The organism is Staphylococcus sp. NAM3COL9 (assembly GCF_001431205.1).
In the GTDB taxonomy this organism is placed as follows: Bacteria; Bacillota; Bacilli; order Staphylococcales; family Staphylococcaceae; genus Staphylococcus.
The window spans coordinates 219,597-242,033 of the sequence record NZ_LGPC01000011.1; the positions used below are offsets into that span (position 1 = coordinate 219,597).

Here is a 22,437-nt window from a genome sequence, read left to right on the forward strand (position 1 = left end):
CATTGTTAAATGCCCGTGGAATTATTCATCTAAATCCATTAATCCTGCGCCAGGTACTGCACTTGGCCCAGCTGCTGCTTGTGCTTGTTTTCCTTTTTTGTATTCTTCATATGCTGCACTTTGTTCATCTTGTGTCCAACCTGGAGAAACGACGTGTTCACCATTCATATTAGTGTTTTGTTCTTCGTTAGGATTTAGATTGGCAGGATTTTCTTCAGTGGGTCCACTGGTGAAACCGTCTTGTTCTTCAACTACAGGTGCTTGTTCTTGTGATTGAACAGGTTGTTGTTCTTGAGTGTTCACTTGCTCTTGTGATTGTACAGATTGTTCTGTACTTTGCTGTTCTTGTGATTGTGGTTCCTCGTTTGCTACTTCTTCATTAGACTTATCATCTGATTTATCTTTTTCTTTCTCTTTATCTTCATCAGACTTCTTATCATTTTTCTTACTTTCCTTATCAGTCGATTTTGTTTCTTTCTTATCTTCCGACTTTTCTTCGCTATTCCCACATGATGCTAACACTAAAAAACTTGTTAGTAATAAAAATAATAACTTCTTCATTCAATATCTCCCCTTAATTTTATTTAATATAAAACATCGTTAAACGTCCATAGTACTATTCATCCTATCTATTAAAAGTAAAGCTAAGTTACCAGTGGCTTTACAATCATTTAATGCATTGTGAGACAATCCATCATCTAAATTAAAGTGTTTTTTTAGCGTTTCTAATTTGTGATTTGGGGTTTCATCTATCAGTCTTCTTGCAAAAGTTAAAGTATCGAACACTCTGAATTTTTTATGCTCTACATTGAATTTATGAAGATTTTTCAAAAGGAATTTCAAATCAAAAGGAGCGTTATGTGCTACAATTGTTTTTCCTTCTAATAATTCTTTTAGTTCTTTCATATATTCTTCGGATAGCTTTGGTTTATCTTCTAAAAATTCATTCGTTATACCTGTTATACGCATAACTGTTTTTCCAACAGGTTTATTTGGTTTGAAATATTGTGAATGTTCCTCTATTACTTTTCCATCTTGATATTCGACGAGACCATATTGGATAATTTCATTTTCGTGATATTTTAAACCTGTGGTTTCAAAATCTAGAACTACAAAACTTGGTGATAATTTCTTGGCTTTTGTATAATTTAAATTAAGTGGTTTGCTACTAACTGTTTCATTTGATGTGAATTCAATAATTTTATCTGCTTCTCTATTGTTTGAGTTTGTTAAAGAAGTTTTAGTTATAAGCTCTATTTTTTCTTTCTCTAACTGTTGTATATATTGTTCTTTTAATTTTAATTTGTTTTTTAACATTTCAATTTCGTTTATATGTTTATCGTTATTATTAGAAGGTGATTGAATATTTTGACCTTTTGTTTTTGATAATACATTTATTGAATAAACAGGATCGCTTGAAGTAAAAGAAAATATTAGTTCCCGATCACCTCCATATTTCAAGAAAATTTTATTAGCAAAAATACCAGCTTTCATATTAAATGAATTTATTTCTATCCAAGGGATTTTATATACCAAGTTACTTTTAGCACAAACAAATGCATAATCAATTATTGAAACAAAAACTGAGCCTGAATAATAAATATTATCTAACTTTGTAGTAGCATCAGTTTCAATAATCGCTTCAAAATCAGGGAATTTTTCAAGTAATAATTCTTTATCTTTTTCTTTTGGTTTCACGATAACACCCCTTAATAACAAATTTTACAATCAAAAATGGTTGTAAAATTTGTTTTGACTTCTTCTAATAGAGACTCTGAAAGACTTCCAATTCTTTAATGTTATTTTTCTCTTATACGATTCTTTTTAAGTAAATGTTTGTTTTTAACAGTGACATGTTTTATACCATTTTTAATCATAAATCTAATTAAGCCATTGTGCTCTTCATATTGTTGTGAAGAGTTTGCTGGAACGTAATCGGGTAAGTTATCCAGTTCAACTTGATTGATGTTCTCGTCTAAAATTCCTATTGAGTCAATATCTTCATTTGCAAGTGTTGAAATAGGGAAAGATATATAAGACTATAAAAGTATAAATTTATTTTTCATTATAGTTATACTTTATAGTAAAATTATTTCATATTTTTACGAATTGTAGTTATTGTTGATATGTTAGCTAATCCTTAGTTTTTTCTGTTTAATAACTTTTTGTTAACAGAGAAATATTAATTAACTTCACATGCATAACTATCTTTATCTCTATCATGTTTTGACTCATATGCAGCATGTCCTTGCGGCACTCCATTTGGATAGACTTCACGTAATGCAGTACAGTTAGGGAAAGATTCACTATTTTGATCAGTTGAACTAGGTTTGTTAATAGTAGAGTCGTTCTCTACAGAGGAATTACTATTATCATTTATAGATGTATTATCTTGTGCTTTATTATCAACTTTATTTTGAGTATTACTTTCTTCTTTTCGTTCTTTTTCAAATGCTGAATCTAAACTCCAGATGCCTATTTTTTCGGATTTTGCTACTTCTTGGGAATTTTCTAGTTCTGATAAATATCTAGTATTAGGAGGATAGACATAAGCTACTTTTGCCAAACCTTCTCTCACTAATATATTATTCAACATTTCTCCATCTACATAAATATAAGCCAGATTTCTTCTATATTTATCTTGCTTTTGACCAACATCAAATTCTACTTCTATTTTATTAGCATTATTTAATAATTCTGCGGTTCTATCAGATGCTTCTTGACCAAAAGGTTGTTTTCCAAGTCTTGGATGTTTAGTTTCCGGTGTATCGATAAGTAAAAATCTGAATGATTGAATTTTTCCATCATAAATAAATTTAGAAGTATCGCCATCAACTGTAGAAATTAATTCAACAGGAATTCTGTCAGTTGTACCAGGTTTAGGTTTGTTAGTTTCCCTTTCTTTCTTCTCTACGTCTTTGTTTTCTTGTTTTGTACTATTGTCTTTTTTAGAATCAGAATTTTTCTCTTTTTCTTTATGCTGTTTTTTCTTCTCTACATCTTTGTTTTCTTGCTTTGTATTATTGTCTTTTTTAGAATCAGAAGTATCCTTTTTATCTTTTTGTTGTTCATTATTTTCACTCTTTGGTTCTTCTTTCACTACTTTCTCTTTTGACTGATTTTCTTTTTTTTCAGAATGACTTGCTTTATTTGATTCATTGGTCTCACTATCACTAGGAGTAATTATTCCAATACCTATAATGCATATAAATCCTATTACGAATAAAATTATAGTGATTATTAAAGATCCTCTAACCTTTCTTTTTCTTAAAGCTTTAATAATTGTAATAACTAACATTACAATATTAGCTGGTTATGAAGTTACTGGTAAACTAACTTTTGGGTTAAAATTAGATGATTTCATTCAAGACGATATTGATTTGCATCAACCATATGATCTGGCAACTAGATTTTCGTATTTAGATTATTATTCACAAAGAGCGATAGCGTGTGAGTATGATTTTAATCGAACAGCAATTATAAATGGTAATACATACTTAATTTATAAAAATGCCTCAGAATTAATTTCTATAGATTTAAACTCTACTGTGAAAAACTTCTTGGAATTTGCTAAGCCCAATACAAATGAATCAGAAAATGTCGGTGAATATGTAAGAATACCGATTAAAGCAGAACATGTATATGGTAATTCTAAAGAAGAATTATTAGCATCTATATATAATGAAACTTCTGATGGTTTCATTGAAACAAAAGCGTATCTGATTACAGGTGATGGTGAAGCGTACTTAGATGTACATAATCCTAATAATCTAGATAACGAAACAATTATTGATGTAGCGATTGGCACTAAATCCAAAAGAATTAAAATGACTATATAAAAAACAAGCCCACCTAATAAATAGGTGGGTTATGCTCTGCACCCACTTTATGACTACTTCTGATTTTGGGTGCAAAAGTGGGTGCAAGAATTTAAAAGCCAGCAAAACAGTATATGGTAAAAGGCAGTTATCACAAGGGCTTTAAGTCTCAGAAAGTCATATAAAACTCCACTTTCTTCTATAGAACACAAGTTTCTGAATGAGAAAGAGAACAATACCTTAAAGAATACTAGGTTCTAGGCAAAAGGGATAAACACTATATTATTTCAATAAACAGCCCCAAACAACTCAAAATCGAGCTATTTGGGGCTGTTTATTGAAATAATATAATTGTAATGATACGACTATTTTAACCAAATATCGCGTTCACGAAATTTAATTTTAAGATAAAATGATTATAAGAGTCAACAAAGAGCATAGTCATACACATTAATATTTGAGGCTATTGTATTATTAATTGTATGTATGACGCATACGTAGTAAAATGTAACTAATTAATATTATTTATCTTGATAAGGGGATGGGTAGATGAACAAGATTAAACTCAGTACATTGAGCGCAGCATCGTTAAAAGAATTAGAGAGTAGCATTAATGCATTTTTAGAAGATGATGAAGTGGCAGGATATCAGCTACTCAATGCTACAGTGCGAGAAGTTGAAGAACGCACATACTCATCGAATGAAGAAGAGTTTAATGCTATACTGACATTCATAAAAAATGTTTGAAATAAGAAAGTCGAGTATGAAGTTATAAAACTTTATACTCGACTTTTTCATTTTTGAGAAAGCCACGTATAAAGTAATGATAACAATTTAAACTATATTAACAAGACAATAATATAGTTATGTAAACTAAAATAAACTATTTCATTTTTTTCATCTTATTATTAATACGTATTTAAATAATACATAAAAAAACTGCCTGCAATGATATGCGGCAGTAAAAGTTATTTCTTTTTAGATTTCGTTATAACTGCTTGGATAACAAAAACAATGAATCCAATAAGGACACCTAAACAAATCGCTACGACTGCTGATACCATTAATGGTAATTGGAATTGATATTGTAATGTGAGCCCTACAATCACTGCAATGATCACTGCGATGATTGTAATCATATTCTCTTTAAATATACTCAATTTGTTCACTCCTATCTAATGTATTATAGCATGAGTTTATCAGTGATATAAAATAAAATATTACTATTCAGCATTATAATTACGTTGAATATTATACTAGGGTTTTGTCATTTGAATTAAATTATAAAATATGGTGGACTACACTGACTTGACGACATAATGGATTTTCTATATGATAATTTGGACAATTCAAAAGAAGTAGGTGCAAGTGTGAAATCGACTAAAAAAATGATAATATTAGTTGTTAGTATGATTGTGTTAGGTGTACTTGCGTTTCAATTTATAAATGAAACAGGGCCTTTTCAAAACAATGCATCAAAGTCAGAGGCAGGCCCTAAAGAAACTGAGCAAGTGCACATTGAACGTGTTGTAGATGGTGATACTTTAGTTGCCAAAGATAAAAATAACAAAAAATTGAAGGTTAGACTTATTGGAATTGACACACCAGAAACAGTTAAACCTGATACGCCAGTTCAACCGTATGGTAAAGAAGCTTCTGATTATTCTAAAGCACAATTGACAAATAAAGATGTTTTTTTGGAGTATGATGAAGAACAAGAAGACCAATATGGAAGAACGTTAGCTTATTTATGGTTAGATAAGAATACAATGTTTAATGAGCAATTAGTAAAAAACGGTTTAGCTAGAGAAAAGTATTATGCACCTAATGGTAAATACAGAAACGTATTTGAAAAAGCTGAACAACAAGCAAAAAATAACAATGAAAATATTTGGAGTTAAAGTAATCAATCAAACATATCTGTGCATAGTATGAACGTAAATGCCAAAAGGAATCATATGAGTTAGTGAACAAAATAAAAGGTAGCTTCCAATTTTAGGAAGCTACCTTTTATTATTTGTTGCTAGTCTATTAATATCGATTTTGAAATTATAATTGTTAGTAATTCGATTAATGCATATGATTTACTAATTTATTATATTGTTCTTCAGTTAATGATTCGTTTGAAGATGCTAGTGTTTCACCAATGACTTCTTTTAAAGATGATTTTGAAGAGACGGTTTCTGCGTAATCTCCTCTAATTGTAGGTCCATCTATGATATTCACGCTACCATCTGTAAAATAAACAAGTCCTATACTCTTGATCTGACGTTTTAGGTGTTCATTTATTTTATCTTCTAATACTTTGGCATTTTGAGAAGATTGTTCATATGGATCATAATTATAAAACTCAAAAACCACTGAATTATTTTTGATACGTTCTATAAACGTATAATTTGTTTTTCGCGTTGTTTGAAATTGTGAATGGTATTGATTTGCAATGTAGCGACCAACAGTTTGATTTACTGTGTCATCATTATTAGATAAAGTTTCTAAATTGGGGTCAACGTTAAAATGGTAGAACGTTTTTTGTTTCCAATTTTTAACATTAATATTGAAGAGTCCTTTATCAGTTATGACAATATAATCAAATGTTCTTGCATATTCAAATAACGAATGTTTTACTGCAATATTACTCGTAGCAATTATGTCATAAAACTTAATCTTAGCATCTGTTTTGTATTGTGATAAAATTTCATTTAAATCTTGTTTAGCTTTTCTTAATCCATGATGATATGTATCGTTATTTGCATCAATATTTAACATCTGATTTTTTAAGTGTGTGTTTTCACTAGTAATCATACTAATTTTATTAACTAATTGATTCTTAGAATATATTTCAGTATCAAGCTTATGTTTCATAAGGTGATGATTTATATATACAATAATAATTAATAGAACAATTATTATGAGTAAAATAGAAATTAAAAACATGTGTATCATCCTAATCTTAATTTAATTTTTAACAATGTTTATTTTACGCCTTTCTTTAGAGTAGTACAAATTGTATTTATTAAATTGTTATAAAAAATACAATTAAATCGTTATTAATAACAATTGTACTGATTTTTATGAGTAATTCTATAATAAAAGATAACAAAGCGAGCGTTTGAACAATGATTTATAGTTTTACTTATGACTATAAATAGATATAATAAATTATGCGCAATATTAATAATGTAGATGGAGGTCGACAATTTGAGTGCTATTAAAAGTTATCTTGAACAAATCACTGAGAAAATCAATGAAAATGAAATTATTGCATTTGATAATCATCCTACCGCTTATAAAATAATTGATCAATTATTTTATAATGAAATTAAAATCTCAGTGATTAGTTATTCTACGGATATTATTAAATATGTAGCTAAACACACAAATTTTAATATTATATTATCAAATGGTGTGGTTAGTAGTGAATATCATATTATAGTAGGTACAGATGTTGCTCAAACGTTTTCGAAATATCATATTAGTCGCTATTTTGCTACTATGCCTTATATGGCAAGTAATTCATTGTATCAGACTATACCTGAAGTAGCTGAAATTCAAATTGCACTAAAACAAAGTGCTAATCAGTTTTTCGTTATTAATAGACCTGAATTTTTAAATATCGGATTAGCACATGATTTTATACATATAGGTGACTTTTAAAATTAAATGTGTTTTATTTCACATTTTCATGTTTTATACATTGAAAAACGCTTCTACAAATTATATAATGAATATTATTGGAAACGCTTACTTTTAATAGGAGGTGCTCATTTGCCAGATACTAAAAATAATAATATTAAACAAATTGTAGAGACGCTAAATGAAAATGCAGCTAGCTTATTTAAATATAATGGTGAAGTTGCTAAACAATTATTTTTGCATGATGAATTTAATTTAGATGGAAAAGTAGACATAAGTGTTGAAAGAAAATTTTTGGGGGAAGTTTTAAAATACATACCTAAAACATTTAAATCTGTGCTATATGATGGCACATCCTCAACGTCAGATTTCACGAAAATTGATTTTCCTAAAGTGACACATGCCAATATCTTCGATAATGAAGATATCATCATGACGATTATTGTTTATGATGTAGAAGATGAAGAATGGATGTTTAGATGGAATCATAATATCAGGATGCCTGAGAAACATATTTATTTTCATTCAATCAAATGGGACGTAGATTATGTTAAACCAGAAATCGTCTTGATGTATGAATTGTTGGATCCTATCGATTATCATCAAATTCCTAATTATAGAAGCGTCATTGATTCATTAAGTTATTATCAATTCGTTATCTTACGCTTAGTTGTTGGAGATGAACGTATTAACCAAGCATTAATTTCAGAAAAGAAAGCAATATAAAATCCTTCAACTCAGAATGTCAATCTTTTAACTTAAGAGCCATTTGATTTGAAGGATTTCTTATTATTTAATATTTATGAATGTAGCGTGTTAGATTTTTAAACATTGACCATTATAACAGTATTCATATGTTGATTTGACGGCTTTTTCTGCATCTGTTACATCTATCCCGAACATGATAGATATTTCTGAAGCACCTTGGTTCATCATTTTTAAATTTATATTAGCCTCAGCAAGTGCATGTGTTATTGTATTAGCTGTTCCGACAATTCTATGCATACCTTCCCCAACAATCATGAGTACGGCTAAATCGTGCTCTACACTCAACTCATCAACATCACAACGATCTCGAATATCGTTCAAGACTTGCTCTTCTCGATGTTGAATTTCTTTTGAACGCATAATGATACTGATACTGTCTATACCTGAAGGCATGTGATCGAATGAAATCTCATAATCTTCAAGCACACCTAATATTTTACGTGTAAAACCAACTTGTCTATTCATTAAATATTTTTTGATGTTCAGTACTGTGAAATCTTTATCACAACTAATACCACTGATAACATTATTAGAGTTGATTTCTCTATCGTGACGAATATATGTCCCTATATCATTAGGCCTATTCGTATTTTTAATAACGACAGGAATTCTATCTTTATGCAATGGCTGCAGTGCTTCATCATGGAAGACACCAAAGCCGGCGTATGAAAGTTCACGCATTTCTCTATAAGTAATCTCATCAATCACTTCAGGATCTTTAACTATAGAAGGATTGGCTCTGAAAATACCAGACACATCTGTGAAGTTTTCATATATATCGGCTCTAACGCCTCTAGCGATAATTGCTCCAGTAATATCAGAACCACCACGAGGGAATGTAACAATGTAATTTTGTCTTGAAATACCAAAGAAACCTGGAATAATCAATTTTTCATCATATTCTCTTAATTTATATAACGCCTCATAAGATTGATCTAAGATTTGGGCATTTTGAGGTAAATCTGTAACAGTTATGCCAGCATTTCCAGGCGAAATATAACGGGTAGGGATACCTTGGCTGTTATTATACTCAGCAATTAATTGAGCATTAAAGTTTTCCCCACAAGATAATAAAGCATCTAACAAACGCGAAGGTTTGTCTTTTAATGTAGCAATGAAAGACTCTAGTGTTTGATCAATCGTAGATAGTAATGTATCACTCATATGTAATTCATGAATAATATCGGCATAACGCTGAATGATTTCTTCTTTTTTAGAAATATAATCTAAACGAGCAATTACTTTTTCGTATAGACGAATTAATAAATCAGTTGTTTTCACATCTTCTTTATGTCGTTTACCTGGTGCAGAAACAACAGTAATTTTTCTATCCTCATCCGAATTGACAATGTTTAATACTTTTTTTATTTGTTCTGCATTAGAAACAGAACTTCCTCCAAATTTTGAAACTTTCATAGTGACATACAACCTTTCTAAAAAATCAGAAAATTTTGTTTAGTTTTTATCACGAGAGTGATAGGATAGATATACGATTTAGATTTTCAAGCTTTACAAAAATAATGAATGAATTTATACTATACCATATTCAAGTATTTTTCAACTGTACAATTGTATTTTTTAGAAGAACAATCGGAGGAATGAATTTATGAAGGAATTAAATGTAGCCCTGCTCGGTTTAGGTACTGTAGGTTCAGGTGTAGTAAAAATTATTGAAGAGAATAGAGAACAAATTAAAGAAACAATGAACAAAGATATTAATATTAGACATATCTTAGTACGCGACAAGAGTCGTTCAAGACCTATAAATGTTTCAAAGTATCACTTGACAGAAGATATTGATGAAATATTAAGTGATGATTCAATTGATATCGTCGTAGAAGTAATGGGTGGTATTGAACCAACAGTAGATTGGTTGAAACGTGCTTTAAGTGAGAAAAAACATGTTATTACAGCAAATAAGGATTTATTGGCAGTTCACTTGAATGTATTAGAAGAATTAGCTCAAAAAAATGATGTAGCTTTAAAATATGAAGCTAGTGTTGCAGGCGGTATACCAATCGTCAACGCGATAAATAATGGCTTGAACGCGAATAATATCAGTAAATTCATGGGTATTTTAAATGGAACATCAAACTTTATTTTAAGTAAAATGACACAAGAAGAAACGTCATTTAAAGACGCTTTAGACGAAGCGCAAAGATTAGGTTTTGCTGAAGCAGATCCTACTGACGATGTGGAAGGCATCGATGCAGCGAGAAAAGTAGTTATTACGTCTTATTTATCATTTAATCAGGTCATCAATTTAGCTGATGTAGATAGACATGGTATTAGTGACGTGGAACTTTCAGATATTAAAGTAGCAGATGAATTAGGCTATAAAATCAAATTAATTGGTAAAGGTACATATGAAAATAGCCAAGTACAAGCTTCTGTAGCGCCAACGCTAATTAATAAATCACATCAATTAGCTTCAGTTGAAGATGAATTTAATGCAATTTATGTTATCGGTGATGCTGTTGGTGAAACAATGTTCTATGGTAAAGGTGCAGGTAGTTTAGCTACAGGTAGTGCTGTAGTAAGTGACTTATTAAATGTCACATTAAATTTCGAAACGAATTTGCATACATTACCACCACACTTTGAATTGAAGACTGCAGAAACAAAAGAAATGATGGATAATGAGGATACTATTTCTCTTGAAGATAAAGAAAGTTATTATTTAGTAGTTCAAACAGATGGTGAAGAAATAAGCAAAGTTGAAACTCAAATTAAAAGTAAATTACCTTTCCATAAATCATTATCAGTATCAGAGCGTGATGCGCATACTGTAGGTTTAGTCATCGTTGGTATTGATGAAGCACCAGAGACCTCTATTACAGAGTCAGGTTATATTGTTAAGAAAATTTATCCAGTAGAAGGGGTTTAATATTTATGAAAAGATGGCAAGGATTAGTGGAAGAATTCAAAACATATTTACCAGTAAATGAAGCGACACCACAGTTAACATTAAACGAAGGACATACGCCTTTAATATACTGTGAAAACATATCTGAAATGCTTGGTATTGAATTACATGTGAAGTATGAAGGTGCAAACCCAACAGGTTCATTTAAAGATAGAGGCATGGTTATGGCTATGGCTAAAGCAAAAGAAGAAGGCAAAAAAATAGTAATTTGTGCCTCTACAGGTAATACATCAGCATCAGCTGCAGCATACGCAGCACGTGCTGGTTTAAAAGCAATCGTTGTAATACCTGAAGGAAAAATTGCTTTAGGCAAATTATCTCAAGCTGTTATGTATGGCGCTGAGATTGTTTCAATAGAAGGCAATTTCGATGAAGCTTTAGAAATTGTTCAAGAAGTTGCTAAAAATGGTGAAATTGCACTTGTGAATTCAGTGAATCCATACCGTATTGAAGGTCAAAAAACAGGTGCCTTTGAAGTAATTCAACAATTAGACGGTGTTGCGCCTGATATTCTATCTATACCAGTAGGTAATGCTGGAAACATTTCAGCTTATTGGAAAGGTTTTAAAGAATATCACGACAAACATGATACGCAGTTACCTAACATGTATGGCTTCCAAGCTGAAGGTGCTTCGCCGATTGTACAAAACAAAGTAGTGAAAGATCCTGATACAGTTGCAACAGCAATTAGAATAGGGAATCCTGCAAGTTGGGATAAAGCGACCAATGCATTGAATGAATCTAATGGATTAGTCGACAGTGTGACTGATGAAGAAATATTAGAAGCATATCAACTTATGGCACGAAAAGAAGGTGTCTTTAGTGAACCTGCAAGTAATGCTTCAATCGCGGGGTTAATTAAGCTCCACCGTGCTGGAAAATTGCCAAAAGGTAAAAGCGTAGTAGCCGTATTAACAGGTAATGGCTTAAAAGACCCTGACACTGCAATTTCTTTATTAGATAACCCTATTAAACCTTTACCAAATGATAGAAAGAGTATTCTAGACTACATCAAAGGAGCACTATAGCATGAGCGATAGGTTATATTTAAAAATTCCGGCATCTACTGCAAATTTAGGTGTCGGTTTTGATTCTATAGGAATGGCTTTAAATAAATTTTTATATTTAGATGTGAGAGTAAGTAAAAAAAATGTTTGGACATTTAACCATATTGGGCCAAATGTTGATGGATTACCAACAGATGACAGTCACTATATCTTTCAAGTTGCTCAAAAGGTTGCGCGTAAATATAACGTTACTTTACCCAACTTAGATATAGAAATGAGAAGTGAAATTCCATTGGCGAGGGGATTAGGCTCTTCAGCCTCTGCATTGGTAGGTGCGCTTTATATTGCTAATTATTTTGGTGACATAGAACTGTCTAAGTATGAATTACTTCAACTTGCTACAGAATTTGAAGGGCATCCAGATAACGTAGCACCAACGATATATGGTGGTTTAGTACTCGGGTATTATAATCCAGATACAAAGGTTACAGATGTGTCTTATATTGATACACCGAAAGTAGATATCATTATCACAATTCCATCATATGAATTGAAGACAACTGACTCAAGAAATGCATTGCCTGACACTTTTTCACACAAAAAAGCGGTTCAAAACAGTGCAATAAGTAATACAATGATTAGTGCACTCATACAGCACAATTATGAACTCGCTGGCAAGATGATGGAGCAAGATGGCTTCCACGAACCTTATAGACAGCATTTAATACCTGAGTTTCAATCGATTAAAACGATTGCTAAACAATACCAAGCCTATGCTACAGTAATAAGTGGTGCAGGGCCTACAGTATTAAATTTAATTGCACCCGAACGTAGTGGTGAGTTAGTAAGAGAATTGAAGCATGAATTTAAAAATTGCCGATCTGAACTTGTTACAATCAACGAATCTGGTGTAGAATCTAAAGTATTGTACCAACATCTGTAATTTGTTGTAGTATAGACTGAGGATGTTGAAAGGAGATAGGCAAGATGAGTAAATATAAAGTAATAGTAATGGATATGGATGATACGTTGATGAATGCTGAAAATAAAGTCAGCCCTGAAACAGAATCTTATTTAATTGAGATACAAAAACAAGGGTATAAAGTTATTTTAGCTTCAGGTCGTCCAACTGAAGGTATGCTGCCCACTGCGAAATTGTTAGAGTTAGATCAACATAATAGTTATGTGATTAGTTACAATGGTGGTCAAACAATCAATGTTCGTGATGAAGCTGTTGAAGTGAGCCGTGCAATAACGAAAGAAAATTTTGATTTAATTGTAGACTTTTGTAGAAAACATGAATTGTTTGTTTTAACTTATCAAGATGGTCATATCATATATGAAGGTGAACACGAATATATGAACATTGAATCAGAACTTACTGGTTTACCAATGAAACATGTAGATGATATAAAGGCGTATATTCAAACAGATGTCCCTAAAATTATGGGTGTTGATTATGTTTCTAAAGTTTCAGCTATTAACACTGAATTAGATGGCAGTTTCAATGAAGCTGTAGATGTTACAACTAGCAAACCTTATTTTTTAGAATTCATGACTAAAGATGTATCAAAAGGAAATGCAATTATTGCTTTATGCGAGAACTTGGATATAGATATAGCACAAGTTCTCGCATTTGGTGATAGTTCTAACGATATATCAATGCTTGAAGTTGCAGGATATGCAGTAGCCATGGACAATGCAAATGAAGCTGTGAAAGCTGTAGTTGATGAAATTACTTTAAGTAATAATGATAATGGCATTCCACATACTTTGCAAAAATTAATAAAATAAAAATAGGCTTAAATTTAAGTCTAGTTTATTTTCGTCGTATTTAAAAATCACCAATTCATCGGCATAAGCCATTGAATTGGTGATTTGTTTTATGAATTAAGCAATTGTCTTAAGTTCGTTTGCTTATTTATTTTGCTGTATGTGTCCATTCATTTTTACCGCGATGCCTCTTAACATGTGCATATACCTGATCGGCTGCATACTCTAAATTTGTGTAGACCGTAATAGAAAACGCGGACTGATTCTCTTCGAAATCCTCTTCGAGAAATAAATCTTTAAGATGGTTAAAAAGACTTTCCATTTGTGAATGGTCTAAACTACTATACTCCCTTAATGTGCGTTTAATTAAGCGGTTATGTCTATCTTCAAGTGATTGCACAACAATAACGAAGCGTTCCTCAGTTTCTAAAATATCGTCAAATAAATTCGTTTGTCCAATCATAGTTTCCACCTCTAAGTTACGTTTATTATTATTCATTATACTATATTTCACTTCAACTGAAAATATCATTGCCTTATAGATTTGAATTTGTGTTGAATTAAATAAACGTTGTTTATTATAAAAGAAAAGCATTGACTCAAGAAACAAATCATTGCTTCTATGAATCAATGCTAAGACATTAACTGTAATCGTGGCTCTTTAAATCCAATTCTTCAAGTTTAACAATTTTAGTTTTTTTGAAATACTTATGTCCAAAGTAAATAATAGCTAAAATAACCATAGGGAAAATATTTCGGAATAATGCTCCAAAATCACCAGACATAAGAGCGCCAAGTGAATTTCCGACAAATAAGAATAGTAAGGCAATAATTACAATGATAGGTCCTAACGGATAAAACGGTGCTTTATAAGGAAGCACATCATCAGGATTTTTATTTTGTTTTTTAATTGCTGAACGTAATCTTATTTGTGATAAAATACTGGATCCCCAAATGACAATGACTAAAGAACCAATGATATTAAGTAATGTGAAAATAATATCTGATTTAAATTGAGCGATAATGATTATAGCTAATACAATGATAAAAGTAACGAAAAGTGCAGGCATTGGTAATTTTGTAGTTTTATTTAATTTACCTAAGAATCTTGGTGCTTGCTTATCTTCAGCCATTGAGAATAGCATACGACTTGTTGTATAAATACCAGAGTTTGCTGCAGATAATAAAGCAGTTAATATTACAGCGTTAATTACGGATGCTGCAAATGCAATACCTACACGGTCAAATACAATTGTAAATGGACTTTGTGCCACTGATTCACTTTTGTTCAATAACATGGGATCAGTATAAGGAATAATTGCTGATATGACAGCTATTGATAATACATAGAATAATAAAATTCTCCAAAATACTTGTTTAATTGCTTTAGGCATTGAACGATGTGGATTGGATGATTCTCCAGCTGTTACAGCAACAACTTCGGTACCACCAACAGAAAAACCTGCGACCAGTAGTACGCCTAAGAAGCCAGAAAATCCACCGACAAACGGTGCTTCTCCGCTTGCGAAATTGCTTAAGCCATATGTTTTACCACCTAAGATACCAACAATAGTTAATACACCAATTACAATGAATACAACAATTGTTATTACCTTTATTAGTGATAACCAAAATTCTGTTTCACCAAAAGCTTTAACTGAAAAAATGTTCAGTAAAAAGAGTAAACATAAAAAGAGAATACTCCACGTTATTGGTGAAAAGAATTGAAATACATCCCAATAATAAAGTACGCTTGCAGATATAATGATATCAACACTCGTTACGAGTAACCATATTGCCCAATATAACCAACCCATCGTAAAGCCTAATGAACTATCCACGAAACGGGTAGAGTAGGAACTGAATGATCCCGAAACAGGATAAAACGTAGCTAATTCACCGATAGACGACATTAAGAAATACAGCATTACGCCAATAATCAAGTATGCCAATATTGCACCACCTGGACCAGCTTGTGATATAACATTCCCAGTTGCTACAAATAGACCGGTACCGATGGCCCCACCAATTGCTATCATTGAAATATGTCGAGAGTTAAGACCACGATTCATATTATTTTGTGCCATAAAAAATCTCCTATAATCTATTGAATTTTATATATACAATTCATTTTAATGCTTTTAAGTGATACAAGCAATGCCTTTTGTGACTTGAAAATCATATAATATTTAAATATTTAGAAAATTTCCACTAATTTCAGTGACACTTTGTTGCTTTTAAAGTCATATTACATTAAAATATGTGCTAGATAATAATTATTATTATTTAGAAAATCGAGGGGGAATTTTTATGAGTAATGATAAAAAATTGACGAGTCTTTTTGGAGCGCCAGTCTCGGACAGAGAAAATAGTATGACTGCAGGACCAAGAGGACCACTATTAATGCAAGATTGGTATTTTTTAGAACAGATGGCTCACTTTGATAGAGAAGTTATTCCTGAACGACGTATGCATGCGAAAGGTTCTGGTGCATTTGGTACGTTCACAGTTACAAATGATATTACAAAGTATACTTCCGCAAGTATTTTTTCAGAAGTTGGAAAACAAACAGAAATGTTTGCACGTTTTTCTACAGTAGCTGGGGAACGTGGGGCAGCAGATGCTGAACGTGATATTCGTGGATTTGCTTTAAAATTTTATACAGATGAAGGTAATTGGGATTTAGTAGGTAATAACACACCAGTGTTCTTCTTTAGAGATCCTAAATTATTTGCAAGTCTTAATCACGCAGTTAAACGTGATCCAAGAACAAATATGCGTAGTTCACAAAACAATTGGGATTTTTGGACATCATTACCTGAAGCTTTACATCAAGTAACAATTTTGATGTCAGATCGTGGTATTCCAAAAGGTTTTAGAAATATGCATGGTTTTGGTTCTCATACTTATTCAATGTACAATAATGAAGGTGAACGTGTGTGGGTGAAATTCCATCACAGAACACAACAAGGCATTGAAAATTTACAACCTGATGAAGCGGCAAATGTGATTGCTAACGATAGAGAATCATCCCAACGTGATTTGTTCGAAGCAATTGAAAATAAAGATTATCCAAAATGGAAATTATATATCCAAGTGATGACTGAGGAACAAGCAAGAAATCATAAAGATAATCCATTTGATTTAACTAAAGTCTGGTATAAAGGTGATTATCCACTAATTGAAGTTGGTGAATGGGAGCTTAATCGCAATCCAGATAACTACTTCCAAGATGTTGAACAAGCTGCATTTGCTCCAACAAACATTGTTCCAGGGCTAGATTTTTCACCTGATAAAATGTTACAAGGTCGTTTATTCTCATATGGTGATACACAACGTTACAGACTTGGTGCGAATCATTGGCAAATTCCAGTGAATCAACCTAAAGGAGTAGGTGTTGAAAATATTTGTCCATTCAGTAGAGATGGTCAAATGAGAATTTTAGATAATAATCAAGGTGGCGGCACACATTATTATCCAAATAGTGATGGTTCTTTCGAGGACCAACCACAATTTAAAAAACCTGGATTACCAGTTGAAGGCGAAGCATATGAATACGATTACAGACAAGATGATGACAATTACTTCGAACAACCAGGTCGCTTGTTTAGATTACAATCTAAAGAGCAACAAGAGCGTATATTTGTAAATACAGCAAATGAAATGCAAGGGACTACATTAGAAGTTCAACACCGTCATATCCGTCACTGTTACAAAGCTGATAGTGAATATGGTAAAGGTGTGGCAAATGCATTAGGTATTAATATCAATGATGTAGATTTAGAAGTAGCAGACTAAGTGAATATGATGGGTATTAATTTTTGAGCGTATATTAGATTATAAGGTGAATTTTATAATTAAAGGTAGCTTCCAATTTAATGGAGGCTACCTTTTTTATATTATCTCGTTTTAATCCCTAAAAAGTCTTGTGAATAAAAATGGAGCTTACCACAATTATTGCACATGAGTGCAATTAATGGCGTTGCATCATTTCCTAATGAAGCTGTTAATAAGGGTGCGAAATAATGACCATTTAAAATTTCGATTTTTGGATGTTCACAATTACAAATACTTCTGCTTTTTGTTTTTGTCGTTATTGAATCAATAATATGACTTTTTTGCTCATCTGACATGTGGCGATTTTCCATAAAATTCTCCTCCAATAATAGATACTTATACTATTATAAGATGTTTCAATGTTGATTAGAAGACTGCGTAAAAATTTAAAAGTGACAATTAAGTTGTAAAATGTTAATTAACACTTATTAATGAGATATAAGATTCAAAAGTTATGAAGTGCATAGCAAAAGGGCTTATTTACGTGTGATGATCTAATAAATTTTAAATTTTAAAATAAAATAAAGGTATCTCAATTGCGAAAAGTCTTTAGAAGGTCGACAAAATTCGAGCGTTTTTATGTAGGTTTTCCAAGAACGTAGCCTCTGCCTGTAGTCTTCAAAATGAATTACTATTATTTATTGGTTGAACTTAAATAAAGGCAAACACAAATAAAAATGGACATATAACGGAATTAACGAAAAAATATTTCCTCGATTATTAAGAAGAATTAGATAATGAAATAAAAAAGATAATCTCAATAAAAGCTCCCATAAAAAAACAAACCAATTGCTTTAATAGCAATTGGTTTGTCTACGTTCTAAGGTGCTCCATTATAGGGCACCTTAACAAATGATTTAAGTTCAGTATTACTTTTAAATATGTCGTATTCAAAAGATAAGGTCTAACATCATATTATTTTGTTTCGCGATGTAACGTATATTTGTTTAATCTTGGGCAGAACTTTTTAAGTTCTATACGCTCAGGATTATTACGTTTATTTTTAGTAGTAATATAGTTACGCTCGCCAGACTCAGTACAAGCCAATGTAATATTTACGCGCAAAGTAGACACCTCTTTCTTAATAGGAATGGTTACGCTTTAAAATTTTATCATATAAATCACTCAATTTCAATTACTTTTCTAAAATAAATATGCATTAATGAAGAAACGAATTATGTCATTCAAAAAAAGTAATGAAATTTCTAGTATAGAACTTTCTATTTGATTAATTAAAAAGATATGGTATGATTTAAAACGAAATGATTACGATTTAAAAGGAGAGGCAAATTAATGGCAAAAAAATCAAAAATAGCAAAAGAACAAAAAAGAGAACGTTTAGTCGCTCAGTATTATGAATTACGTCAAGAACTAAAAGCTAAAGGAGATTATGAAGCTTTAAGAAAATTACCAAGAGATACCTCACCAACAAGACTGACACGTCGTTGTAAGGTTACTGGAAGACCTAGAGGAGTTTATAGAAAATTTGCAATGTCTAGAATTGCTTTTCGGGAATATGCACATAAAGGACAAATACCTGGGGTTAAAAAATCAAGTTGGTAAATACGACCCAAGTTCGTTTACATTTGTGGTAAAACAATGTATATTATCAATTGGTTAAGATAAATTCAAAAGTTATTGTTCGGGATATGCTGTAAAAATATGTATTTTCTGTCTATAATTTTAAAAAAATCATGAAAATCTTACTATTATATTATTGTTTTATTAAAAATGTTAGGAGTTTGTTAAACTATGAAAATTTTTGATTACGAAGATATCCAACTGATCCCAAATAAATGTATTGTTGATAGTCGCTCTGAATGTGATACAACTGTTAAATTTGGTTCAATAAACTTTAAATTGCCTGTAGTACCAGCAAATATGCAAACAGTGATGAATGAAGAATTAGCAGAATGGTTTGCAGAAAATAATTATTTTTATATTATGCATAGATTTGACGAAGAAGCTCGTATTCCGTTTACTAAAAAGATGCAAGATAAAGGTTGGTTTGCATCAATTTCTGTAGGAGTGAAAGAACGTGAATTCGGTTTTGTTGAAAAATTAGCAGCAGAAAAAATAATCCCTGACTATATTACAATTGATATTGCACATGGTCATTCAGATTCAGTCATTAATATGATTAAACATATAAAAGCACATATTCCTGAGACATTTGTAATTGCTGGTAACGTGGGTACACCTGAAGGCGTTCGTGAACTTGAAAATGCCGGGGCAGATGCTACAAAAGTGGGTATAGGCCCTGGTCGAGTTTGTATTACTAAAATTAAAACTGGTTTTGGAACTGGTGGCTGGCAGTTATCGGCACTCAACCATTGTAGTAAAGCAGCGCGAAAACCAATCATCGCTGATGGTGGTATCAGAACACATGGAGATATCGCTAAATCAATTCGCTTTGGAGCATCAATGGTAATGGTGGGCTCATTATTTGCAGCTCATGAAGAATCTCCTGGAGAAACTGTTGAATTAGATGGTAAAATGTATAAAGAATACTTTGGCAGTGCTTCTGAATTCCAAAAGGGCGAACATAAAAATGTTGAAGGTAAAAAAATGTTTGTTGAACACAAAGGTTCTTTACTTAATACTTTAATAGAAATGCAACAAGATTTACAAAGTTCAATTTCCTATTCAGGTGGAAAGGATTTGAATTCATTAAGAAAAGTGGATTATGTAATCGTTAGAAACTCCATTTTTAATGGTGATAGAGACTAATTTTATAGTGGGTGTATAAAATCAGGAAAAGTTTATTATATATAGTTGTTTTGTTAATAATAGTATTAGTCGTTCCAATCAAAGAAACAACACCTATGACATCATTACAACAACAGTTTAAATCGAAAGTGGATGGTTGGGCATCAGAACAATCTACTTCTGATGATGCGTTAAAAGTGCCGAGTGAACAAGAATTTGCTGTGAATAATATTCAAATGAATATGACTAAGGATGAAGTTGACAAAAAGTTAGGAGACGCACAACGTGTGACTTCTAATGAGTACGGCACAAATTGGCATACTTATTATTCTGGTGATTATAGATCGTTTGTGATGGTGAGTTACATTGATGATAAAGTAAACGCACTTTATAGTAATCAGAATGTTATTTCATCAAAATCAAAAATTAAATATGGAACACCAAAAGAAGTCGTTAGAGATAGATTAGGTGAACCTATTACTGAAAAAGAAAAAGGTCATGTAAAATTTGATGCGCAAGATGATGAATTCGACAATTTCCATGATGATCAGATTTATACAACAGCTTTTTATGACAAACATGAGAATGATAACTTAACTGCACTTTTACAAGTTAGTGAAAAAATGGAAAACCGCTTACAGCAACAATATGCTGCACCATCAGAAGGGTTGGCACAAAGTTACGAATTACAAAACTTTGATTTAGTAAACGCTGAGAGAGTCCAACGTGATTTAGCATCGTTAAATTATTCGGCTAGCATTTCTGATACCGCTAGAAAACATAGTATAGATATGGCAGACCATGATTATTTTGATCATGATAATTTATCAGGTGATTCACCATTTGACAGATTAGAAGCTGACGGTCATGATTTTAATGCTGCAGGTGAAAATCTAGCTTATGGTCAAACAAGTAGCATATATGCACATCAAGGTTTAATGAATTCATTAGGACATAGAAAGAACATACTAAAAAAAGAATTCAAAACATTAGGTGTAGGTGTAGACTTTAATGAGGATAGACAACCTTATTGGACTGAAAATTACAGTGGATAGTGTTTATTGATTGTTATAAGAGGGTATCTTATAATTTGTGAGGATGAATAAGTTATGACAACGAATAAAAAAGATAAAACAGAAGATATACTTGAAAAAGTAAAAGAAGTCTTAGATAAAAAAGACAAAAAATAAGAGATTGAGCCCATTGCTCAATCTCTTATTTTTTGTCTTTGTTTTGTGAGAGTGTTTTTAAAGGATTAAATTTATAATTACATTTCTCTAAATAGTCCTACAACTTTACCTAATACAGTTACATGTTCTAAATAGATAGGTTCCATTGTACTATTCTCAGGTTGTAAGCGATAACGTGTCTTTTCTTTATAGAATCGTTTAACAGTAGCTTCATTTTCTTCAGTCATAGCAACGATAATATCTCCGTTTTCAGCGATTGTCTGGCTTCTAACGATTACTTTATCACCATCTAAAATACCTGCTTCAATCATACTGTCTCCAACGACATTGAGAATGAAAATATCACTATTATGAGTTGAAGTGAAATGTTCAGGTAATGGGAAATATTCCTCAACGTTTTCTACAGCGGTAATAGGTATACCAGCTGTTACTTTACCAATTACAGGAACATGGATAGTTTCTTCCATATTTAAAGTATCACCTAATTGATCTGATACAATTTCAATTGCACGAGGTTTAGTAGGATCTCTTCTTATATAACCCTTTTCTTCTAATCTTGATAAATGACCGTGCACTGTAGAACTTGATGCTAATCCTACGGCTTCACCAATTTCTCTTACGCTTGGCGGATATCCTTTTAAATGAACTGTTTGTTTTATATATTCAAAAATTTCACTTTGTCGCTTTGTTAACTCTCTCATAGTAGGCACTCCCTAGATTAATTTGTTTTTATTATAGCATGCATATACATATATTACAAACGTTTGTTCGTTTCT

General features: G+C 31.5%; 24 protein-coding genes. 13 read left to right on the plus strand and 11 right to left on the minus strand.

Going from position 1 to position 22,437, the window contains the following annotated elements; all coding sequences use genetic code 11:
* Positions 1–21 precede the first annotated feature (21 nt).
* The 3 genes from ACA31_RS13450 to ACA31_RS04015 all read right to left on the minus strand — a co-directional run bounded on the left by ACA31_RS13450 (position 22) and on the right by ACA31_RS04015 (position 3,298).
* Positions 22–561 carry a hypothetical protein gene (locus ACA31_RS13450; RefSeq protein ID WP_253721359.1) on the minus strand — a complete coding sequence of 180 codons (540 nt, stop codon included), beginning with the start codon at positions 559–561 and terminating at the stop codon, positions 22–24.
* A gap of 39 nt (positions 562–600) precedes the next feature.
* A complete protein-coding gene (locus ACA31_RS04010) occupies positions 601–1,698 on the minus strand; it encodes a 3'-5' exonuclease (protein WP_057512082.1) in 1,098 nt (365 codons plus the stop codon).
* 484 nt (positions 1,699–2,182) lie between these two features.
* The gene (locus ACA31_RS04015) at positions 2,183–3,298 is read right to left on the minus strand and encodes a thermonuclease family protein (protein ID WP_082587048.1); all 1,116 of its coding nucleotides are present in this window, start codon (positions 3,296–3,298) and stop codon (positions 2,183–2,185) included.
* An 82-nt stretch (positions 3,299–3,380) separates the two neighbouring features.
* Between ACA31_RS04015 and ACA31_RS04020 the strand changes: the two genes are divergently transcribed.
* Both ACA31_RS04020 and ACA31_RS04025 read left to right on the plus strand, forming a co-directional pair.
* A complete protein-coding gene (locus tag ACA31_RS04020) occupies positions 3,381–3,839 on the plus strand; it encodes a hypothetical protein (protein WP_253721360.1) in 459 nt (152 codons plus the stop codon).
* A 528-nt stretch (positions 3,840–4,367) separates the two neighbouring features.
* Complete coding sequence (locus ACA31_RS04025) at positions 4,368–4,565, plus strand: hypothetical protein (RefSeq protein ID WP_057512084.1); 198 nt, start codon at positions 4,368–4,370, stop codon at positions 4,563–4,565.
* 221 nt (positions 4,566–4,786) lie between these two features.
* On the opposite strand, the gene ACA31_RS04030 is transcribed toward ACA31_RS04025, so the two are convergent.
* Entirely contained in the window at positions 4,787–4,978 is a 192-nt protein-coding gene (locus ACA31_RS04030) for a hypothetical protein (RefSeq protein ID WP_057512085.1), read from the minus strand.
* Positions 4,979–5,188: 210 nt separating this feature from the next.
* On the opposite strand from ACA31_RS04030, the gene nucI reads away from it, so the two are divergent.
* Positions 5,189–5,719 (plus strand): thermonuclease NucI, encoded by a 531-nt coding sequence (gene nucI / locus ACA31_RS04035; protein ID WP_057512539.1) that lies wholly within the window; start codon positions 5,189–5,191, stop codon positions 5,717–5,719.
* 169 nt (positions 5,720–5,888) lie between these two features.
* Here nucI and ACA31_RS04040 read toward each other — a convergent pair whose 3' ends face one another.
* Positions 5,889–6,752: a hypothetical protein gene (locus ACA31_RS04040; RefSeq protein ID WP_057512086.1), complete on the minus strand. Its 864-nt coding sequence runs from the start codon at positions 6,750–6,752 to the stop codon at positions 5,889–5,891.
* Between the two features lie 264 nt (positions 6,753–7,016).
* On the opposite strand from ACA31_RS04040, the gene ACA31_RS04045 reads away from it, so the two are divergent.
* Both ACA31_RS04045 and ACA31_RS04050 read left to right on the plus strand, forming a co-directional pair.
* Positions 7,017–7,472, plus strand: a complete 456-nt coding sequence (locus ACA31_RS04045) for a hypothetical protein (protein ID WP_057512087.1) — start codon at positions 7,017–7,019, stop codon at positions 7,470–7,472.
* Positions 7,473–7,583: 111 nt separating this feature from the next.
* On the plus strand, positions 7,584–8,177 hold the full coding sequence (locus ACA31_RS04050; RefSeq protein WP_057512088.1) for a hypothetical protein: 594 nt from the start codon (positions 7,584–7,586) through the stop codon (positions 8,175–8,177).
* Positions 8,178–8,267: 90 nt separating this feature from the next.
* Here ACA31_RS04050 and ACA31_RS04055 read toward each other — a convergent pair whose 3' ends face one another.
* Positions 8,268–9,635: an aspartate kinase gene (locus ACA31_RS04055; protein ID WP_057512089.1), complete on the minus strand. Its 1,368-nt coding sequence runs from the start codon at positions 9,633–9,635 to the stop codon at positions 8,268–8,270.
* Between the two features lie 190 nt (positions 9,636–9,825).
* Here ACA31_RS04055 and ACA31_RS04060 point away from each other — a divergent pair, with 190 nt between their 5' ends.
* Genes ACA31_RS04060 through ACA31_RS04075 form a run of 4 tightly spaced genes read left to right on the plus strand, consistent with a single transcriptional unit; the run spans position 9,826 to position 13,946 of the window.
* Positions 9,826–11,106, plus strand: a complete 1,281-nt coding sequence (locus ACA31_RS04060) for a homoserine dehydrogenase (RefSeq protein WP_057512090.1) — start codon at positions 9,826–9,828, stop codon at positions 11,104–11,106.
* Between the two features lie 5 nt (positions 11,107–11,111).
* Positions 11,112–12,173 carry a threonine synthase gene (gene thrC, locus ACA31_RS04065; RefSeq protein WP_057512091.1) on the plus strand — a complete coding sequence of 354 codons (1,062 nt, stop codon included), beginning with the start codon at positions 11,112–11,114 and terminating at the stop codon, positions 12,171–12,173.
* Between the two features lies 1 nt (position 12,174).
* Positions 12,175–13,095: a homoserine kinase gene (gene thrB, locus ACA31_RS04070; RefSeq protein WP_057512092.1), complete on the plus strand. Its 921-nt coding sequence runs from the start codon at positions 12,175–12,177 to the stop codon at positions 13,093–13,095.
* A gap of 44 nt (positions 13,096–13,139) precedes the next feature.
* The gene (locus tag ACA31_RS04075; protein ID WP_057512093.1) at positions 13,140–13,946 is read left to right on the plus strand and encodes a Cof-type HAD-IIB family hydrolase; all 807 of its coding nucleotides are present in this window, start codon (positions 13,140–13,142) and stop codon (positions 13,944–13,946) included.
* 127 nt (positions 13,947–14,073) lie between these two features.
* On the opposite strand, the gene ACA31_RS04080 is transcribed toward ACA31_RS04075, so the two are convergent.
* Together ACA31_RS04080 and ACA31_RS04085 are read right to left on the minus strand one after the other, a co-directional pair.
* Complete coding sequence (locus tag ACA31_RS04080) at positions 14,074–14,388, minus strand: hypothetical protein (protein WP_057512540.1); 315 nt, start codon at positions 14,386–14,388, stop codon at positions 14,074–14,076.
* Between the two features lie 178 nt (positions 14,389–14,566).
* Positions 14,567–16,012 carry an amino acid permease gene (locus ACA31_RS04085; RefSeq protein WP_057512094.1) on the minus strand — a complete coding sequence of 482 codons (1,446 nt, stop codon included), beginning with the start codon at positions 16,010–16,012 and terminating at the stop codon, positions 14,567–14,569.
* 223 nt (positions 16,013–16,235) lie between these two features.
* On the opposite strand from ACA31_RS04085, the gene ACA31_RS04090 reads away from it, so the two are divergent.
* A complete protein-coding gene (locus tag ACA31_RS04090; RefSeq protein WP_057512095.1) occupies positions 16,236–17,723 on the plus strand; it encodes a catalase in 1,488 nt (495 codons plus the stop codon).
* Between the two features lie 101 nt (positions 17,724–17,824).
* Here ACA31_RS04090 and ACA31_RS04095 read toward each other — a convergent pair whose 3' ends face one another.
* Together ACA31_RS04095 and rpmG are read right to left on the minus strand one after the other, a co-directional pair.
* Entirely contained in the window at positions 17,825–18,073 is a 249-nt protein-coding gene (locus ACA31_RS04095) for a hypothetical protein (protein ID WP_057512096.1), read from the minus strand.
* Between the two features lie 604 nt (positions 18,074–18,677).
* Positions 18,678–18,827 (minus strand): 50S ribosomal protein L33, encoded by a 150-nt coding sequence (gene rpmG, locus ACA31_RS04100; RefSeq protein WP_002507773.1) that lies wholly within the window; start codon positions 18,825–18,827, stop codon positions 18,678–18,680.
* 228 nt (positions 18,828–19,055) lie between these two features.
* Here rpmG and rpsN point away from each other — a divergent pair, with 228 nt between their 5' ends.
* The 3 genes from rpsN to ACA31_RS04115 all read left to right on the plus strand — a co-directional run bounded on the left by rpsN (position 19,056) and on the right by ACA31_RS04115 (position 21,526).
* Positions 19,056–19,325: a 30S ribosomal protein S14 gene (gene rpsN / locus ACA31_RS04105; protein WP_057512097.1), complete on the plus strand. Its 270-nt coding sequence runs from the start codon at positions 19,056–19,058 to the stop codon at positions 19,323–19,325.
* Between the two features lie 189 nt (positions 19,326–19,514).
* A complete protein-coding gene (gene guaC / locus ACA31_RS04110; protein ID WP_057512098.1) occupies positions 19,515–20,492 on the plus strand; it encodes a GMP reductase in 978 nt (325 codons plus the stop codon).
* A gap of 11 nt (positions 20,493–20,503) precedes the next feature.
* Entirely contained in the window at positions 20,504–21,526 is a 1,023-nt protein-coding gene (locus ACA31_RS04115) for a CAP-associated domain-containing protein (protein WP_057512099.1), read from the plus strand.
* Positions 21,527–21,738: 212 nt separating this feature from the next.
* Here the strand turns inward: ACA31_RS04115 and lexA are convergent, their stop codons facing one another.
* Positions 21,739–22,362 (minus strand): transcriptional repressor LexA, encoded by a 624-nt coding sequence (gene lexA / locus ACA31_RS04120; RefSeq protein WP_057512100.1) that lies wholly within the window; start codon positions 22,360–22,362, stop codon positions 21,739–21,741.
* Positions 22,363–22,437: the final 75 nt, after the last annotated feature.

Coding starts and splice junctions, on each gene's coding strand:
- ACA31_RS04085 (WP_057512094.1), bottom strand. CDS start 16,012: ATGGCACAAAATAATATGAATCGTGGTCTTAACTCTCGACATATTTCA.
- thrB (WP_057512092.1), top strand. CDS start 12,175: ATGAGCGATAGGTTATATTTAAAAATTCCGGCATCTACTGCAAATTTA.
- ACA31_RS04060 (WP_057512090.1), top strand. CDS start 9,826: ATGAAGGAATTAAATGTAGCCCTGCTCGGTTTAGGTACTGTAGGTTCA.
- ACA31_RS13450 (WP_253721359.1), bottom strand. CDS start 561: ATGAAGAAGTTATTATTTTTATTACTAACAAGTTTTTTAGTGTTAGCA.
- guaC (WP_057512098.1), top strand. CDS start 19,515: ATGAAAATTTTTGATTACGAAGATATCCAACTGATCCCAAATAAATGT.
- ACA31_RS04040 (WP_057512086.1), bottom strand. CDS start 6,752: ATGTTTTTAATTTCTATTTTACTCATAATAATTGTTCTATTAATTATT.
- ACA31_RS04055 (WP_057512089.1), bottom strand. CDS start 9,635: ATGAAAGTTTCAAAATTTGGAGGAAGTTCTGTTTCTAATGCAGAACAA.
- ACA31_RS04090 (WP_057512095.1), top strand. CDS start 16,236: ATGAGTAATGATAAAAAATTGACGAGTCTTTTTGGAGCGCCAGTCTCG.
- thrC (WP_057512091.1), top strand. CDS start 11,112: ATGAAAAGATGGCAAGGATTAGTGGAAGAATTCAAAACATATTTACCA.
- rpsN (WP_057512097.1), top strand. CDS start 19,056: ATGGCAAAAAAATCAAAAATAGCAAAAGAACAAAAAAGAGAACGTTTA.
- ACA31_RS04075 (WP_057512093.1), top strand. CDS start 13,140: ATGAGTAAATATAAAGTAATAGTAATGGATATGGATGATACGTTGATG.
- ACA31_RS04025 (WP_057512084.1), top strand. CDS start 4,368: ATGAACAAGATTAAACTCAGTACATTGAGCGCAGCATCGTTAAAAGAA.
- ACA31_RS04015 (WP_082587048.1), bottom strand. CDS start 3,298: ATGTTAGTTATTACAATTATTAAAGCTTTAAGAAAAAGAAAGGTTAGA.
- lexA (WP_057512100.1), bottom strand. CDS start 22,362: ATGAGAGAGTTAACAAAGCGACAAAGTGAAATTTTTGAATATATAAAA.
- ACA31_RS04080 (WP_057512540.1), bottom strand. CDS start 14,388: ATGATTGGACAAACGAATTTATTTGACGATATTTTAGAAACTGAGGAA.
- ACA31_RS04095 (WP_057512096.1), bottom strand. CDS start 18,073: ATGGAAAATCGCCACATGTCAGATGAGCAAAAAAGTCATATTATTGAT.